The organism is Bacteroides mediterraneensis, assembly GCF_016900355.1.
In the GTDB taxonomy this organism is placed as follows: Bacteria; Bacteroidota; Bacteroidia; order Bacteroidales; family Bacteroidaceae; genus Phocaeicola.
Map to the genome: position 1 here is coordinate 62,145 of NZ_JACJKA010000011.1, position 17,097 is coordinate 79,241.

Below are 17,097 nucleotides of genomic sequence, written 5' to 3' on the forward strand. Positions count from 1 at the left end.
AACAGAGAATTCTCTTTGGTGAAGATAGTTAAATTCAAGGGGAAAAGCAAGAATGAGGGCGGGGAAATTTGCGTTTACAGGTTCATCACTTCCTGCTCAAAGTTCTCCTTGTCTCCCTTAGCCCGGTTACGTATCTTGCTTCGGTAATTGTAGACCGTGGCCAGAGAGTAACCTAAGAAATGGGCAATCCGGTTGGCATCGGTTACTCCGAGGCGGATTAAGGCAAAGATGCGGAGTTCGGTGTTCAGTATCTCGCCTGGTTTGGGCTCAATCTTTCCTTCGTCGGTGAGCAAATTGTTGAAGTCGCGGATGAAGTGGGGAAACAGTTCCAGGAATGATTTATCAAATTCGTTGTAGAAATTCTTGCGTTCTTCGCGTAGGAATTGTTCCGAACGGATGGCCTTGAACAGTTCTTCTATGCGGGAAGCCATGGCCAGTTTCTCGAGGGAACGTCGGTATTGTTCCAGTTTGTCTAGATAGCTGACACACCGGTCGAGGTAACGTGCGATATACACCTCCTTGATTTTCCCGGTTTGTTGCAGTTGTTTGTTGACTGCCACGAGCTCTTTGTTCGTTTGTGACAAATCTTTTCGCATGGCGGAAAGTTTTTTCATTCCATGATATAAATAGAATGCCAGTACAATCAGTGATATGGCTAACAGACTGAGACTCAACATTAAAATCCGTTCCAGCCGTTTTTCTTGTGCTTTCTTGTCCGAATAAGCCTTGTCGATGATGGGATAGAATTCTGTCACCTCTAAAAAACGTAGGCGGGCATTGCAGGCCACTGCGTCTTGCATGGAACAGCTCACGTAAGTATAGGCTCTTTCCGGATTACCCTGATGATATACCAGCCGGGCGAGTCTCTGTAGGGCGGCATACTCTCGTACAGAGGAAGTCAGGTCGATAAGGGCGGTTTGTGCCAGATAGTAGACTTCCATGTCTATGTCTTTTTTGGCTTCATAGGCCAGTGAGAGGGTATAGAATGCATAGGCTTTTTCTTGCTGGCCTAAAGAGGACGTGAGCACCTTGTTTAAAAGGGGGATTGCTTTGTCGGGATGTCCCTCCAATATTAGTTTCTCGGCCAGAATAATTTGGTGGTTATTACCTTTTGGGATGATTTCAAGAAGAGAATCACGGTAAAGTGCGGTTTGACGCAGGTATTTCTCCTGAACAGTTTTGTCCACGGTGTTGTCGGCCATCCATCCATAACAGGCTCTGATGGTGAAATAATAGTATTCTCTGTTTGGAGAATTTAGCTGATGAGGATTGATGGCTTGTAATTCGGCTAAGGCCTCGTTGTACATACCCATTACTCCTCTTACTTCCGCATGGTTAATCATTATTTCAATGTCCCGGTCCGGATGCCTTTGCAAAGAATTGTAGTATTCCTTGCGTTTGATGTACAGGCTGGCAGAATCTGCCTGATAATGAAGATAGAGATTGAAGAGTTCTCCACAGAGTTTGTATTTTTCTTCATTGCTTGAGGCATAATGTAAACGTTGTTTGAGCTGTTCTATTGCTGCTTCCCGTTCGCTCCGGTATTTTTCTTTTTGGGAAATGACTTTGTCAAGTTGTACCAATATCCGCTCGTTGGAGGTTTGTGCGCAAACGGCGGTTTGCAAGACGCCTCCCAATACGAGAAGTAGAAGGTAAAATCGTATTTTCATAGTCTTAAGGTTAAATAGAACGTATTATCTCATTTATATTTTTATCACTGAAGTTTTTATTAGCATACAGTGAATCAGAATATTAGTTCCTGTATGCGTTTATATTTTGTTTCCAAAGATAAGAAATCTTTTTTCAGGAATCTATTTTTGCGATGAAAAACATTCAACCTCAATATCATGAAACATACATTGATTTTATGGGCTGTGTTCCTCTTCGTGTGGGGAACGGGGCAGGCTGCCCGGGCCATGGACGTAAAGAAGATTGCCCCCTCGTTCTGGTGGGCGGGAATGAAGCATTCTGAATTGCAGATTTTGTTGTATGGCGACGGCCTGGCTTCTTCCGATGTGACCGTGTCGGGAGAGGGAGTTTATTTGGAGGAAGTCGTGAAGCAGGAGAATCCGAATTACCTGTTGCTGTACGTAGATTTGTCGGAGGCGAAGGCGCAGACGTTCCATATCCAATTAAAGAATGGAAAGAAGGAACTTCAAATACCATACGAATTGAAGGCGCGTACACGAAGGGGAGAAGATGTGAAAGGATTTACTTCGGAGGATGTATTGTATCTGATTATGCCCGACCGCTTTTCCAACGGGAATCCGGAAAATGATGTGGTGAAAGATATGAGAGAAACGAAGCTGGACCGTACCGATTCGTTTGCCCGCCATGGAGGAGACCTTCAGGGTATTTCGAATCATTTGGATTATATCGCCGATTTGGGGGTGACGGCTATCTGGCTGAACCCGACGCAGGAAAATGACATGGAGGGTGGTTCTTATCATGGGTATGCCATTACGGATTATTATCAGATAGACCGACGCTTTGGCAGTAATGAGGATTTCCGTGACATGGTGGACAAGGCACACGAAAAAGGCTTGAAAGTGGTGATGGACATGATTTTCAACCATTGCGGCAGCGAGAACTACTTGTTTAAGGACAAGCCTTCGAAAGAGTGGTTTAATTTTCATTCCAATTATGTACAGACTTCGTTCAAGACAGCCAGTGTGATGGACATCCATGCCAGTGAGTATGAAAAGAAGATTGCTACCGACGGTTGGTTCACTTCCGTGATGCCCGATTTTAACCAGCGTAACCGTCATGTAGCACGCTACCTGATACAGAGCAGTATCTGGTGGATTGAATATGCCGGTATTAACGGCATCCGGCAGGATACACATCCCTACGCGGATTTTGATTTTATGAGTCAGTGGTGCAAAGAGGTGTTGGAGGAATATCCTTATTTCAATATTGTAGGAGAAACTTGGTTGAACAGCAATGTGCTGGTTGCTTATTGGCAGAAGGACAGTAAGTTGGCGGCTCCGTTGAACTCTAATTTACCTACGGTGATGGATTTCCCTTTGCAGGCACTCATGAACCAGGCTTTTGATGAAGAGACCGGTGAGTGGGGAGGTGGTCTCTATAAACTGTATGATTATCAGACACAGGATTTGGTGTATGCGAATCCGATGAACTTGTTGATCTTTTTGGACAATCATGACACTTCACGCTTTACCCGGACGGATGAGCTGGCGCAGAATCTGAAGCGTTATAAACAGGCTTTGGTCTTTTTACTGACTACCCGTGGGATTCCGCAGATTTATTACGGAACGGAAATCCTGATGACCGGTGATAAAGGAAAAGGAGACGGTGACTTGCGTAAGGATTTTCTGGGCGGATGGCCGGGCGATGTCCGCAACTGCTTTGAGGCCAGCGGACGGACATCCCTGGAGAATGAGGCATTCGAGTTTACGCGCAGGTTGTTGAACTGGCGAAAGGGAAACTCAGTTATCGGAAAAGGTACGCTGAAGCATTATTCCATTTGTCAGGGCGTGTATGTTTATCAGCGGGAATTTAACGGTAAATCAGTGGTGGTAATGATGAACGGAACCGATTCTCCGAAAGAACTCGACCTGACTCCTTACAGGGAAATTCTTCCGACAGACAAAGCCCGGGATGTGCTGACGGGAAAGCAGGTGAATTTAGGAGGAAAATTGGCGTTGGAAGGACGGGAAAACCTGGTGTTGGAGTTCTAATGCATTTCTATTTTTAAGCTTTGTCTTATCTGTTAAGTGACTTATTTATAAATGATTAAATATTTTGTGGGTTTCTATTTTTCTATTTACGAATATCAAAATTGAGGAGGAAGCTTAATTTTGCTTTCAGTAACTGAAAAACATAAACCTAATTAAATTAATACCGCGAAAAACGTATGAAAACAAGAAAAACTTTTGCCTTTGTAGCAATGTGTTGTTGTGCACTTTTGGCACACGCACAGAAACTGACTTCGCCGGATGGTAATCTGGTGATGGATTTCAGTTTGAACCAGAAAGGAGCTCCGGTGTATGAGCTTACCTTTAAGAACAAACAGGTCATCAAACCCAGTACTTTAGGGTTGGAATTGAAACGGGAAGACCCGGAAAAACGGATTGGCTTTGAATGGACGGAACGCAAGGATAAGGAGCGTGTGGATGAAAAGACCAACCTGATGACCGGTTTTAAAGTCAGAGAAACGCATACTTCTACTTTTGATGAGACTTGGCATCCGGTATGGGGAGAAGAGAGTGAAATCCGTAATCATTACAATGAGCTGGAAGTCACACTTGACCAGCCGGAAAATGACCGTTACATCGTGATTCGTTTTCGTTTGTTCAATGACGGACTGGGTTTCCGTTATGAGTTTCCACAACAGAAGAACCTGAATTATTTTGTTATCAAGGAAGAACATACGCAGTTTGCCATGACAGGCGACCATACTGCGTTCTGGATTCCGGGTGATTACGATACGCAGGAATATGATTATACCACTTCCCGTCTTTCTGAAATTCGTGGAAAGATGAAAGAGGCGGTCACTGAGAATTCTTCACAGTTTGTGTTCTCACCGACAGGAGTACAGACAGCTTTGATGATGAAAACGGACGACGGATTGTATATCAACTTGCATGAAGCGGCTTTGAAGGACTATTCTTGCATGAGTCTGAACTTGGACGACAAGAATTTGGTGTTTGAGTCTTGGTTGACTCCTGATGCCAAAGGGGATAAGGGCTATATGCAAACACCGTGTACTTCTCCTTGGCGTACGGTGATTGTGAGTGATGATGCGCGCAATATTCTGGCTTCACGTATCACTTTGAACTTGAATGAGCCTTGCAAGATTGCAGATACTTCCTGGATTCATCCGGTAAAATACATCGGTATCTGGTGGGACATGATTACCAATAAAGGAACTTGGGCTTATACGGATGATTTGTCGAGCGTGAAATTGGGTGAGACGGATTATTCCAAGACCAAACCCAACGGAAAGCATTCGGCTAATACCGCAAACGTAAAGCGTTACATCGATTTTGCAGCCAAACATGGTTTTGATGCCGTGTTGGTGGAAGGATGGAACCAGGGCTGGGAAGACTGGTTTGGCAAGAGCAAGGACTATGTGTTCGATTTCGTGACTCCTTATCCTGACTTTGACGTGGAAGAAGTGCATCGCTATGCGGCCAGCAAGGGAGTAGAGATGATCATGCATCATGAAACATCGGCGTCTGTACGTAACTACGAGCGTCACATGGACAAGGCTTATCAGTTTATGGTGGACAATGGATACCATGCGGTAAAGAGTGGCTATGTGGGCGACATCATTCCGCGCGGAGAACATCATTATGGACAGTGGATGGTGAATCACTATTTGTATGCAGTGAAGAAAGCGGCCGACTACAAGATTATGGTGAATGCGCATGAGGCCGTGCGTCCGACCGGATTGTGCCGTACTTATCCGAATCTGATTGGCAATGAATCGGCCCGTGGTACGGAATACGAGTCCTTTGGCGGAAACAATGTGAACCATACCACCATCCTGCCATTTACCCGTTTGTTAGGAGGACCGATGGATTATACGCCGGGTATTTTTGAACCGGATTGCAGCAAGGTGAATCCGAACAACAAATCGCATGCACGTACCACTCTGGCACGCCAGTTGGCACTTTATGTCACGATGTACAGTCCGCTGCAGATGGCAGCTGATATCCCTGAAAACTATGAGCGTTTTATGGATGCTTTCCAGTTTATTAAAGACGTAGCTGTCGACTGGGACGAAACCAAATACCTGGAAGCAGAACCGGGAGAATATGTCACCATTGCACGCCGTGCCAAAGGTACTACCGACTGGTATGTGGGATGTACGGCCGGATATAACGGTCATGAATCGAAGTTGTCTCTCGATTTCCTGCAGCCGGGCAAGAAATATGAAGCTACCATTTATGCTGATGCAAAGGATGCCAGCTGGGACAAAAATCCGCAGGCTTATACTATTACCAAGAAAAAAGTGACCAATAAGACCAAATTGAACCTGAAGGCTGCTGTGGGTGGAGGTTACGCCATTTCCATCAAGGAAGTGAAATAAGAAATAATAAGGGAAAGATTGTGGTTTTCAATAGGTATTGGAATTCCGAATTTAGGTAACACTTTAATTTAATAATATGGAAATAAAATTGAACAATGCGAGTAAATTCCTGTCTGTATGGATAGTCGGAATTTTACTTTCCGTACAGGCCTTTGCACAAGGTCTTACTGTGAAAGGAGTTGTAAAAGACAATGCCGGTATGGGAGTCATCGGAGCCAATGTGCTGGTGAAGGGAACCACTGTGGGTACGATTACTGATTTTGATGGTAATTTTACGTTGGAGGCTAAAAAGGGCGATGTGATTGTCATTTCTTTTATCGGTTACAAAACGCAGGAGCTTCCAGCTGCAGCTACCATGAATGTCACACTTCAAGATGATACGGAAATGTTGGATGATGTGGTGGTTATCGGTTATGGCTCGGTAAAGAAGAATGACGCTACTGGTTCAGTGACGGCCATCAAACCGGATGAATTGAGTAAGGGTATTACGACCAATGCGCAAGATATGTTGACCGGAAAGGTAGCTGGTGTGAGTGTGATTTCCAATGACGGTACTCCGGGTGGAGGTGCACAAATCCGTATTCGTGGAGGTTCTTCATTGAATGCCAGCAACGATCCGCTGATTGTGATTGACGGGCTGGCTATTGATAACAGCGGTGTCAAGGGTATGTCGAACGGGCTTTCCATGGTGAATCCGGAAGATATTGAGACGTTTACGGTGTTGAAAGATGCTTCGGCTACAGCCATTTATGGTTCCCGTGCTTCCAACGGTGTCATCATTATCACTACGAAGAAAGGAAAGAGCAGTCAGGCTCCGAGGGTCAGCTACAACGGTTCAGTTTCCGTATCCACCATTCAGAAGAAATACGATGTGTTGAATGGAGACGAATACCGGGCATACGCCCAGCAGATTTTTGGCGATGAGTTGCCGGCGTCGTTGGGTACGGCCAATACCGACTGGCAGGATGAGATTTTCCGTCCGGCCATCAGTACCGACCATCATGTGTCTATCAACGGAGGTCTGAAGAATCTTCCGTATCGTGTTTCATTGGGATACAGTTATAACAATGGTATCTTGAAAACGTCCAATTTCCAGCGTTTTACCGCATCGGTTAATCTGGCACCTTCTTTCTTCGATGACCATTTGAAGGTGAATGTAACGGCCAAATACATGAATGGAAAGAACCGGTATGCAGATGCTGGAACAGCCATTGGAGGTGCACTTTCCATGGATCCTACTCGTCCGGTATATGGCGGTGACAGTATGTATGACGTATTTGGAGGTTATTATCAGAATGCACAGTCTACTTCTGATTTTTCGGATCCGGAGTGGCGGTATACGGCGAATAAGAATACGCCGCAGAATCCGGTGGCAGCCTTGGAACAGAAAGATGACAGTGCCAACAGCAACGATTTCGTAGGGAATGTGGAAGTGGATTATAAATTTCATTTCTTGCCCGACCTGCATTTGCATGCCAGCTTGGGTGGTGAATATGCAGATGGTACACAGACTACCATTTATTCTCCCTATTCATTCTCTTACAACTATTATGGGAATACTTCGGCTGTAACTGAATACAAATACAATTTGTCGTATAACGTATATGCACAATATATCAAGACATTAGGCGCACATACCTTTGACATTATGGCCGGTGGGGAGGAACAGCATTTCCATCGGAACGGATTTACCATCGGGAATGGAGTGGATCCTTATACCGGAGACATTCATGATGCCGTGTTGAAGGAACAGACGGCGTATGCTACCCGTAATACATTGGTCTCTTATTTCGGACGTTTGAACTATACGTTGTTAGACCGTTACCTGTTCACCTTCACTATGCGCTGGGATGGTTCTTCCCGTTTTGCTGATGGAAACCGCTGGGGTACTTTCCCCTCTCTGGCTCTGGCTTGGAAGATGAAGGAGGAAAACTTCCTGAAAGATGTCAATTTCCTGTCTGACTTGAAACTCCGTCTGGGATGGGGTATCACCGGACAGCAGGATGTAAGTTCGGATTTTGCCTACATGCCGTTGTATGTGGTAAGTGACGATTATGCACAATATCCGTTTGGAGATACATATTATCATACCTCGCGTGCCAATGCCTTCAATACGAACTTGAAATGGGAGCAGACCACTACTTATAATGCCGGATTGGATTTCGGATTCCTCAACGGACGTATCAGTGGTAATGTGGACGGATATTATCGTGAAACAAACGACTTGCTGAACAGTGTGAAGATTCCGGTAGGCACGAACTTCAATGCACAAATGTTGCAGAATATCGGTTCTTTGAAGAATTACGGTGTGGAATTTGCCTTTAACGTAAAACCGGTGGTTACGAAAGACTTTATGTGGGACGTGACTTATAACTTTACCTGGAACCATAATGAGATTACCAAGCTGACCGGTGGAGATGATGCAGATTATTACGTAGAAACGGGTAACAGCATTTCCCGTGGTAACAATACGAAGGTGCAAGTCAACAAGGTGGGTTATGCAGCTAACTCTTTCTATGTGTACCAGCAGGTATATGATGAAAACGGTAATCCGATTGAGAATATGTTTGTCGACCGCAATGGAGATGGCATCATCAACAGCTCTGATAAGTATATCTACAAGAAACCGGCTGCTGATTTCATGATGGGACTTACTTCGAAGATGACTTATAAAGACTGGGATTTCAGTTTTTCTTTGCGCAGCAGCCTGAACAACTATGTGTATTACGACTTTTTGGCAGGAAAAGCGAATGTGAGCAGCTCGGGATTGTTCTCTAACACGGCGTATTCGAATACTACCCCGGAAGCCATCGCATTAGGCTTTACAGGAAAAGGAGATTATTACATGAGCGACTATTTTGTACAGAATGCTTCTTTCCTGCGTTGTGACAACATTACACTGGGATATTCGTTTAAGAATCTGTTCAAGACCTCAGCCTATAAGGGCATTGGTGGACGTGTGTATGCAACGGCTCAGAATCCGTTTATTATCACCAAGTACAAGGGACTGGATCCGGAGGTGCAGAGTGGTATTGACTCTAATCCTTATCCGCGTGCGTTTACGTTCCTGCTGGGAGTTAATTTGCAATTCTAATCTATGAAAACATTAATAAGACGTATGAAAACTAATTATTTGAAACATATATTTTCAGCGGCGATGATTGTGGCCGTTTCATTGGGAAATGTATCGTGCATTAATGATTTGGACATTAGTTCCATTGACCCGCAAAGTTCTTCCAGCTTTGATCAGGAGGGGGCTTTTGTCAAGCAGTATGCCTTGCTGGGTCTGACAGGACAGAAAGGTCTGGCAGGTACTCCCGACCTGGATGGACAGGATGAAGGGGAATCCGGATTCTATCGTACCATATTTAATTGTCAGGAACTGTCTACAGACGAATGTGTGTGGGTATGGCAGGACAACGTGGATATTCCTCAGTTTACCAGCATTGCGTGGAATTCTTCCAGTCAGCGTACCGAGTGGGTGTATGTGCGTTTGGGTTATGACATTACTCAAATGAACTTCTTCTTGGACCAGATTGCTGACAAAACGGATGAGGAATCCCTTCGTCAGCGTGCGGAAGTGCGTTTCTTGCGTGCCTTGCACTATTCTTATTTCCTGGACTTGTTTGGAAAGGCACCTTTCAAGGAGCATTTTGACAATGAATTACCGGTTGAAAAAACGGGGAAGGATTTGTTTGACTACATCCAGAATGAACTCAGCGAATGTGAGGCAGATATGTATGAGCCGGGTCAGGCTCCTTTCGGACGCGCAGACAAAGCAGCCAACTGGCTGTTGAGGGCCCGTGTCTACTTGAATGCGGAGGTGTACACCGGTACGGCAGATTATGAAAATGCCAAGACGTATGCGGATAAAGTGATCAATAGCGGATATTATGAGTTATGCGATGACTATAAACTGATGTTTATGGCCGATAATGACCAAAATGAAAAGGCCATGAAGGAAATCATTCTTCCCATTCGTCAGGATGGTATGAAGACCCGAAACTATGGGGGTTCTACCTATTTGGTATGTGGTACGCGTACGGGTGGAATGCCGCACATGGGTACTACAAACGGCTGGTCGTGTCTGATAGCCCGCAATGCGCTGGTGTATAAGTTCTTTGAGGAAGGATCTGTTCCAATGATTCCGGAAGATGTAGAAGTGCCCGGGCAGAGTGATTTTGCCAATGATGAGGCTATCGATGCTTGGGATGCACAATATGGCGTGCGGACGCAGGATATGATTCAAGCAGCAGGTGATGACCGTGCTATGTTCTATTCGGGTGCAGGTGGCGGACGCAGAACAATGGATCCGAAATCCATTACTGGTTTCCAGAGTGGGTTGTCTATTGTGAAATGGCAGAACATCCGTTCGGATGGAGCTTCTACCAGCCACACCGAATATCCGGATACGGATATCCCGTTGTTCCGGTTGGCAGAAGCTTATCTGACCCGTGCAGAAGCCAACTTTCGGCTGAATCAAAAGAGCCTGGCCTGGGAGGATATCAAGACTTTGCGTGCAAAACGTGGCTGTGTCAAGCAACCTGCCTTGAATGACATTACTGAGATGTATTTATTGGATGAATGGTCACGTGAATTCTATCTGGAAGGACGTCGTCGTAGTGACTTGGTACGTTTCGACTGCTTTACTACCGACAAGTATTTGTGGGATTGGAAAGGGGGCGTGAAAGAAGGCAAGTCGGTTAGTGACATTTACAATGTTTATCCGATTCCTGCCACAGACTTGAACAATAATACGAACATGCACCAGAATGAAGGTTATTAATCTATTAGAAGCAAGTAACATGAAAAAGATATTATTTCCCATTTTGTTGTTAGTCGGATGCGGACTTCCGTTACTGACGGCTTGTAATACAGACCGAGACGATAATCCGACATTACAGGAAGCAGAGACTTTTGTACTGGAAACTCCGGAGGACAATGTATATGATTTAGGAGAGGCTCAGGATACGATTGTATTGAATTGTGTGCAGCCTGCTTATGGCTTTACGGCGGCTACGACTTATAGTGTACAGGTTTCACTGAATGAATCTTTTGTGGATGCCACAGAAGAAGCTGAAGCTAATTACAAGACTTTGTCGACGACTTATACTTCCACTTCCATTGCATTGAAGTCTACAGAGCTGAATACGGCTGTAGTGGATTTGTGGAAGCAGGCGAACCCGGAAGCAGATGCGTATATTGGCACGGTAACTTCGGTGTATTTCCGGCTTACGGCAGTGATTACGGGTAGTGAACTGGGTAGTTCGGTATCGAATGTGGTTAAAGTCAGCCAAGTGAAACTGGGTGAAGTTGTTTCTACTTTGGAGCCGCCTGAGGCAATGTATTTAGTTGGTTCCAGCATCGGAACGGCTTGGGGAACGTGGCAACCGATGGTCAGTGTGAACGGGCTGTCCGGAGAGTTCTGGAGTATGGTTTATTTTGATGCAGGTGCCGAATTTAAATTCGGTAAGTTTGAACAAGACTGGAATGGTTATTCTAATATCCATCAGTTTGAAGATCATGCGGGAGCCGGGCTGTCAGATAATGGAGGTAATATTAAAGTCGACAAAGCTGGATGGTATATTGTTTATTTGGTAGCTGCCGTGAATGGAGAAGAGTATCAATATACTATGAGTTTCTACGAACCTAATGTGTATGTGTTTGGAAATACGGTGGGCGACTGGAACTACAATGAAGCCTATAAGTTTTCTGTTCCGGAAGATAAGAGTGGCAGCTTTGTCTCTCCGGCTTTGACGGCTGCGGGTGAAGTTCGTATGTGTATCAAGGCGAACACAGACTGGTGGCGGCTTGAATTTACCTTGAAAGATGGTGAAACCATCTTCTATCGCGAAAACAATGCGGTCAATAATGGATGGACTGATTTAGGAGCTGAATATTCTTTGACAGCCAATCCAGGTCAGAAAATATCGTTGAATTTTGCAGATGGAACAGGAACTCTTGATTAGATATTGAGGTTTTGATATATGGAAATGTCCCTCTTCACAGGTTGCTGCGGAGAGGGACATTTCTTTAAAAAACAGGTTATAATTTCTTCTACAGTTTGTATTATTCTCTAATCTCTTTCAGCTGGAAGTCCTTTCTCCGCAGGACGAAACTGTTACTCAGGTATTTCTCGCGGACAATCTTGTTTTCGGCTAGTTCTTCCGGCGTACCCTGGAACAGAATTTTTCCTTCAAACAGTAGGTAGGCACGGTCGGTGATACTCAGTGTTTCCTGTACGTTGTGGTCGGTAATCAGGATACCGATGTTCTTGTCTTTCAGTTTCCAGACGATGTGCTGGATGTCTTCCACCGCAATCGGGTCGACACCGGCAAAAGGTTCGTCGAGCATGATGAATTTCGGGTCAATGGCCAGACAGCGGGCAATTTCCGTACGACGGCGTTCTCCTCCGGAGAGCTGGTCGCCCAAGTTCTTGCGGACTTTCTGTAGTCGGAATTCAGCAATCAGGCTTTCCAGTTTCTCTTTCTGGTATTCGGGCGATTTGTTGGTCAGCTCCAGCACCGAAGCGATATTGTCTTCCACGCTCATCTTGCGGAACACGGAAGCTTCTTGGGCCAGATAACCGATACCGTTTTGAGCGCGTTTATATACAGGATAAGAAGTGATGTCTTTGTCGTTCAGGTAAATATGTCCTTCGTTGGGCACAATCAGTCCGGTTGTCATGTAGAAAGACGTGGTTTTTCCGGCTCCGTTCGGTCCCAGCAGTCCCACGATTTCGCCTTGTTTCACATTGATGGAAACATGACTTACCACCGTTCGCTTTCCGTATTTCTTTACCAGATTTTCGGTGCGGAGCACCATTCTCCCGTCGGAAGGCAATTCAAACTTTTCGGCTGTATTTTCTTGATTTTCTTGCGCTGCCATTGTCTTTTCGTTAGCTGTTCAGTCGTGCAAAAGTAGTAAAAATCTTGGCTTCTGTGGTCCTTAATTCGAAAATCCTCCTGTCTTTTATCATAATATAGCTAAAAAGCAGTACTTTTGTGCCAAATATGATTGTAACAATATGATAAAGCCTGTCACGAATCTGGGAAAGTACCTCATGTTGATGGGGCGTGTGTTTTCCCGCCCGGAGCGTATCCGGATGTATTTAAAGCAATATCGGAATGAAATGGTACAGCTGGGCATCAATTCCATCGGCATTGTGTTGCTGATCTCTTTTTTTATCGGTGCCGTGATTTGTATCCAGATCAAATTGAATATTGAAAGCCCTTGGATGCCGCGTTTCGTGGTGGGGTATACCACGCGTGAGATTTTGCTGTTGGAGTTTTCTTCCTCTATCATGTGTTTGATTCTGGCCGGTAAGGTAGGGTCGAATATAGCCTCGGAGATTGGTACGATGCGGGTAACGCAGCAGATTGATGCGCTTGAAATTATGGGAGTGAATTCCGCCTCCTATCTGATTCTTCCCAAGATCTTGGGGCTGATGACCATGATTCCATTCCTGGTGATTTTCAGTATTTTTGCGGGTATCATCGGCGCGTTTTGTACGGCCTGGTTTGCTGGGATTATGAACGCCACAGATTTGGAATACGGACTGCAGTATTGCTTTGTGGAGTGGTATATCTGGTGCAGCTTCATTAAATCTTTGTTCTTTGCCTTTATCATTGCCAGCGTGTCGGCTTATTTTGGCTATACGGTGGAAGGCGGCTCCATTGCAGTGGGAAAGGCCAGTACGGATTCGGTGGTATCAAGCAGCGTCTTGATTTTGTTTTCAGATTTAATACTTACACAATTATTGATGGGATGATACAGTTAAAATCTATATGCAAGTCGTTTGAAGGGCGTATGGTCCTTGAAAATATCGATTTTTCGTTTGATAGTGGAAAAACGAACTTGATTATTGGACAGAGTGGTTCCGGTAAGACGGTGCTGATGAAATGTATCGTTGGATTGCTTACTCCGGAATGTGGAGAAATCTTGTACGACGGGCGCAACCTGCTGGAGATGGGGAAAAAGGAAAAGAAAGCCTTGCGTCGGGAAATGGGAATGATTTTTCAGAGTGCCGCTTTGTTTGACTCGTTGTCGGTGCTGGAAAACGTGATGTTTCCGCTGGACATGTTTTCCAATGACACTTATCGTGACCGGGTGAAGCGTGCTCAGTTCTGTCTGGACCGTGTGAATTTGTTGGACGCCCAATCGAAATTTCCGGGAGAAATCAGTGGAGGTATGCAGAAACGTGTGGCCATTGCTCGCGCCATTGCTCTCCAACCTAAGTATTTGTTTTGTGATGAGCCGAACTCCGGTCTGGACCCCAAGACGTCACTGGTGATTGATGAATTGATTCACAGTATCACGACGGAATACAAAATCACGACCATCATCAATACACATGATATGAACTCAGTGATGGGAATCGGTGATAGCATCCTTTATATTTATCAGGGGCACAAAGAATGGGAAGGTACCAAGGATGAAGTGTTCAATGCTACGAATGAGCGGTTGAATAACTTTATATTTGCTTCGGATTTGTTGCAGAAAGTGAAAAAAGAAGAAAATAATAAGGCGCAGAAACTCTGATCAGGAGGCGTCGGAAAAATAATTGGAGAAAAGACGGTAGGAGGTGTGTGTGCTTTCTGCCGTTTTTCTTGACGGAGGCTTCGGAACAGCGTGAAGGCTGAAAGGGCTTTTTACAGACAAGTTGTTACGAGAGGAAGGGAGTTCCTGATTCGTAAAGGGAGATGTTTTTGGATTTTGTCAAGAATGGGGATTTCTGGCCCGTAAAGATTTTTTAGCTTGTCAGTTTGGTTATTGAAAGATTAAACATTATTTTTGCAACCACTTTTGATTTGTACGAGAAATAATTAATAATTAAATAAATAAGTCGGAAATGAATATTTCATTGCAAAATGTAGACAATGTAAGTGCTGTGCTTACTGTCCAGATTGAAAAAGCTGATTATCAGGAAAAAGTTGAAAAAGCACTGAAAACGCTTCGTCAGAGAGTAAATATGCCGGGATTCCGTAAGGGAATGGTTCCTATGGGATTGATCAAGAAACAGTATGGTACTTCTGTATTGTTGGAAGAAGTAGACAAACTGTTGCAGGAAAAGGTAGGCGAATATATCCGTGACAACAAAGTAAATATGTTGGGTACTCCGCTGCCGAAGGAAAACAACGCAAACTTCGAAACAGATGAGAACTTCGAATTCTCTTTCGATATTGCATTGGCTCCTGAGTTTAACGTTGAATTGTCTAACAATGATACAATTGACTACTATGACATCAACGTAACGGATGAAATGGTAGACCAGCAGGTAAAGATGTACACTCAGCGTACAGCTAAATACGATAAAGTAGAAGACTATCAGGACAACGACTTGTTGAAGGGTCTGTTGGCTGAACTGGATGAAAATGGCAATACAAAAGAAAACGGTCTGCAGGTAGAAGGCGCGGTAATGATGCCTACTTACATGAAGAACGACGAGCAGAAAGCTATTTTCAACGGTGCAAAGGTAAACACGGTATTGGTATTCAATCCGTCGGTTGCTTTTGACAACAACGAAGCTGAACTGGCTTCTTTGCTGAAGATCAAGAAAGAAGAAGTAGCTAACTACAAAGGCAACTTCAGCTTCCAGATTGAAGAAATCACTCGTATGATTCCGGGTGACCTGAACCAGGAATTGTTCGACCAGGTTCTGGGTGAAGGAAAAGCTCACAATGAAGAAGAATTCCGCGCTCAGATCAAGGACGTGATTGCAAAACAGTTTGAATCAGACAGCGATTACAAGTTCTTGCTGGATGTACGTACTTATTTGGCTAACAAGGTGGGCAAATTGCAGTTCGCTGATGAACTGATGAAGCGCATCATGTTGGAAAACAACAAGGATAAAGGTGAAGAATTCGTTTCTGAAAACTACGAAAAGAGCTTGGACGAATTGACTTGGCACCTGATTAAGGAAAAATTGGTAGCAGCTAACAACATCAAGGTTGAACAGGCTGATATCACTGAAATGGCAAAAGACGCTACTCGTGCTCAGTTCGCTCAGTACGGTATGATCAACGTTCCTGATGAATTGCTGGAAAACTATTCTAAGGAAATGTTGAAGAAACGTGAAAGCGTAGAAGCTCTGGTAAACCGTGTCATTGAATCAAAACTGGCTGAAATCCTGAAAGGTCAGGTAACATTGAATCATAAGGCTGTTTCTGCAGAAGAATTCAACAAAATGTTTCAATAAAACGATTTTGGTACTCGAATCTGATTGCTAAAATATTTTAAAAAAGGAGGCTTTTAACGGGACTTCTTCTGTAAGACAGAAGTGTTTTGTACTTTTGTTTCTTTGGAGGAAGGAGGTTAGAAGCCTCTTTTGTTATCATTTAATATTTGAATTATGATGGATGATTTTAGAAAATATGCTACCAAGCATCTCGGAATGAACAGTATGGTGCTTGATGATGTCATTAAGTCGCAGGCTGGATATTTGAATCCGTACATTCTGGAAGAACGTCAGCTCAACGTGACGCAGCTGGACGTATTTTCCCGTTTGATGATGGACCGTATTATTTTCCTCGGCACACAGATTGATGACTATACAGCCAATACGCTGCAGGCACAGCTGCTGTATCTGGACTCTGTAGACTCAGGAAAGGATATTTCCATTTACATTAACTCTCCGGGCGGATCGGTTTATGCCGGTTTGGGTATTTATGATACCATGCAGTTTATCAGCAGTGACGTGGCGACTATCTGTACCGGTATGGCAGCTTCTATGGCAGCTGTATTGCTGGTGGCAGGAAAAGAAGGAAAGCGTTCGGCTTTGACCCATTCACGGGTGATGATTCACCAGCCGATGGGAGGAGCTCAGGGACAGGCTTCGGATATCGAGATTACGGCCCGTGAGATTCAGAAGTTGAAGAAAGAGTTGTACACCATTATTGCGGACCACTCTCACACAGACTTCGACAAGGTGTGGGCAGATTCTGACCGTGATTACTGGATGACAGCTTCAGAGGCAAAGGAATATGGTATGATTGATGAAGTGCTTTCACGCAAACCTTCATTATAATAACGGAGATTTA

General features: G+C 44.5%; 11 protein-coding genes. 9 read left to right on the forward strand and 2 right to left on the reverse strand.

Going from position 1 to position 17,097, the window contains the following annotated elements:
- Nucleotides 1-74: 74 nt before the first annotated feature.
- Nucleotides 75-1,670 carry a DUF6377 domain-containing protein gene (locus H6A28_RS07555; RefSeq protein ID WP_204473704.1) on the reverse strand — a complete coding sequence of 532 codons (1,596 nt, stop codon included), beginning with the start codon at nucleotides 1,668-1,670 and terminating at the stop codon, nucleotides 75-77.
- A gap of 177 nt (nucleotides 1,671-1,847) precedes the next feature.
- Between H6A28_RS07555 and H6A28_RS07560 the strand changes: the two genes are divergently transcribed.
- The 5 genes from H6A28_RS07560 to H6A28_RS07580 all read left to right on the forward strand — a co-directional run bounded on the left by H6A28_RS07560 (nucleotide 1,848) and on the right by H6A28_RS07580 (nucleotide 12,027).
- Nucleotides 1,848-3,701 carry a glycoside hydrolase family 13 protein gene (locus H6A28_RS07560; protein ID WP_204473706.1) on the forward strand — a complete coding sequence of 618 codons (1,854 nt, stop codon included), beginning with the start codon at nucleotides 1,848-1,850 and terminating at the stop codon, nucleotides 3,699-3,701.
- Between the two features lie 176 nt (nucleotides 3,702-3,877).
- The gene (locus tag H6A28_RS07565; RefSeq protein WP_204473708.1) at nucleotides 3,878-6,058 is read left to right on the forward strand and encodes a glycoside hydrolase family 97 protein; all 2,181 of its coding nucleotides are present in this window, start codon (nucleotides 3,878-3,880) and stop codon (nucleotides 6,056-6,058) included.
- A 76-nt stretch (nucleotides 6,059-6,134) separates the two neighbouring features.
- Nucleotides 6,135-9,152, forward strand: a complete 3,018-nt coding sequence (locus tag H6A28_RS07570) for a SusC/RagA family TonB-linked outer membrane protein (protein ID WP_204479621.1) — start codon at nucleotides 6,135-6,137, stop codon at nucleotides 9,150-9,152.
- Nucleotides 9,153-9,176: 24 nt separating this feature from the next.
- Complete coding sequence (susD, locus tag H6A28_RS07575; protein WP_204479622.1) at nucleotides 9,177-10,844, forward strand: starch-binding outer membrane lipoprotein SusD; 1,668 nt, start codon at nucleotides 9,177-9,179, stop codon at nucleotides 10,842-10,844.
- A 19-nt stretch (nucleotides 10,845-10,863) separates the two neighbouring features.
- Nucleotides 10,864-12,027, forward strand: coding sequence for a SusF/SusE family outer membrane protein (locus H6A28_RS07580; RefSeq protein ID WP_204473714.1), 1,164 nt, complete (start codon nucleotides 10,864-10,866; stop codon nucleotides 12,025-12,027).
- A 100-nt stretch (nucleotides 12,028-12,127) separates the two neighbouring features.
- On the opposite strand, the gene lptB is transcribed toward H6A28_RS07580, so the two are convergent.
- Nucleotides 12,128-12,946: an LPS export ABC transporter ATP-binding protein gene (gene lptB, locus H6A28_RS07585; protein WP_204473716.1), complete on the reverse strand. Its 819-nt coding sequence runs from the start codon at nucleotides 12,944-12,946 to the stop codon at nucleotides 12,128-12,130.
- Nucleotides 12,947-13,085: 139 nt separating this feature from the next.
- On the opposite strand from lptB, the gene H6A28_RS07590 reads away from it, so the two are divergent.
- The 4 genes from H6A28_RS07590 to clpP all read left to right on the forward strand — a co-directional run bounded on the left by H6A28_RS07590 (nucleotide 13,086) and on the right by clpP (nucleotide 17,084).
- On the forward strand, nucleotides 13,086-13,829 hold the full coding sequence (locus tag H6A28_RS07590; protein ID WP_204473718.1) for an MlaE family ABC transporter permease: 744 nt from the start codon (nucleotides 13,086-13,088) through the stop codon (nucleotides 13,827-13,829).
- Entirely contained in the window at nucleotides 13,826-14,599 is a 774-nt protein-coding gene (locus H6A28_RS07595; RefSeq protein ID WP_204479628.1) for an ABC transporter ATP-binding protein, read from the forward strand. Before H6A28_RS07590 ends, H6A28_RS07595 begins: the two co-directional genes overlap by 4 nt.
- A 310-nt stretch (nucleotides 14,600-14,909) precedes the next feature.
- Entirely contained in the window at nucleotides 14,910-16,256 is a 1,347-nt protein-coding gene (gene tig / locus H6A28_RS07600; RefSeq protein WP_204473721.1) for a trigger factor, read from the forward strand.
- A gap of 156 nt (nucleotides 16,257-16,412) precedes the next feature.
- Nucleotides 16,413-17,084 (forward strand): ATP-dependent Clp endopeptidase proteolytic subunit ClpP, encoded by a 672-nt coding sequence (gene clpP, locus H6A28_RS07605; RefSeq protein WP_022053439.1) that lies wholly within the window; start codon nucleotides 16,413-16,415, stop codon nucleotides 17,082-17,084.
- Nucleotides 17,085-17,097: the final 13 nt, after the last annotated feature.

Coding starts and splice junctions, on each gene's coding strand:
- H6A28_RS07555 (WP_204473704.1), bottom strand. CDS start 1,670: ATGAAAATACGATTTTACCTTCTACTTCTCGTATTGGGAGGCGTCTTG.
- H6A28_RS07560 (WP_204473706.1), top strand. CDS start 1,848: ATGAAACATACATTGATTTTATGGGCTGTGTTCCTCTTCGTGTGGGGA.
- H6A28_RS07565 (WP_204473708.1), top strand. CDS start 3,878: ATGAAAACAAGAAAAACTTTTGCCTTTGTAGCAATGTGTTGTTGTGCA.
- H6A28_RS07570 (WP_204479621.1), top strand. CDS start 6,135: ATGGAAATAAAATTGAACAATGCGAGTAAATTCCTGTCTGTATGGATA.
- susD (WP_204479622.1), top strand. CDS start 9,177: ATGAAAACTAATTATTTGAAACATATATTTTCAGCGGCGATGATTGTG.
- H6A28_RS07580 (WP_204473714.1), top strand. CDS start 10,864: ATGAAAAAGATATTATTTCCCATTTTGTTGTTAGTCGGATGCGGACTT.
- lptB (WP_204473716.1), bottom strand. CDS start 12,946: ATGGCAGCGCAAGAAAATCAAGAAAATACAGCCGAAAAGTTTGAATTG.
- H6A28_RS07590 (WP_204473718.1), top strand. CDS start 13,086: ATGATAAAGCCTGTCACGAATCTGGGAAAGTACCTCATGTTGATGGGG.
- H6A28_RS07595 (WP_204479628.1), top strand. CDS start 13,826: ATGATACAGTTAAAATCTATATGCAAGTCGTTTGAAGGGCGTATGGTC.
- tig (WP_204473721.1), top strand. CDS start 14,910: ATGAATATTTCATTGCAAAATGTAGACAATGTAAGTGCTGTGCTTACT.
- clpP (WP_022053439.1), top strand. CDS start 16,413: ATGGATGATTTTAGAAAATATGCTACCAAGCATCTCGGAATGAACAGT.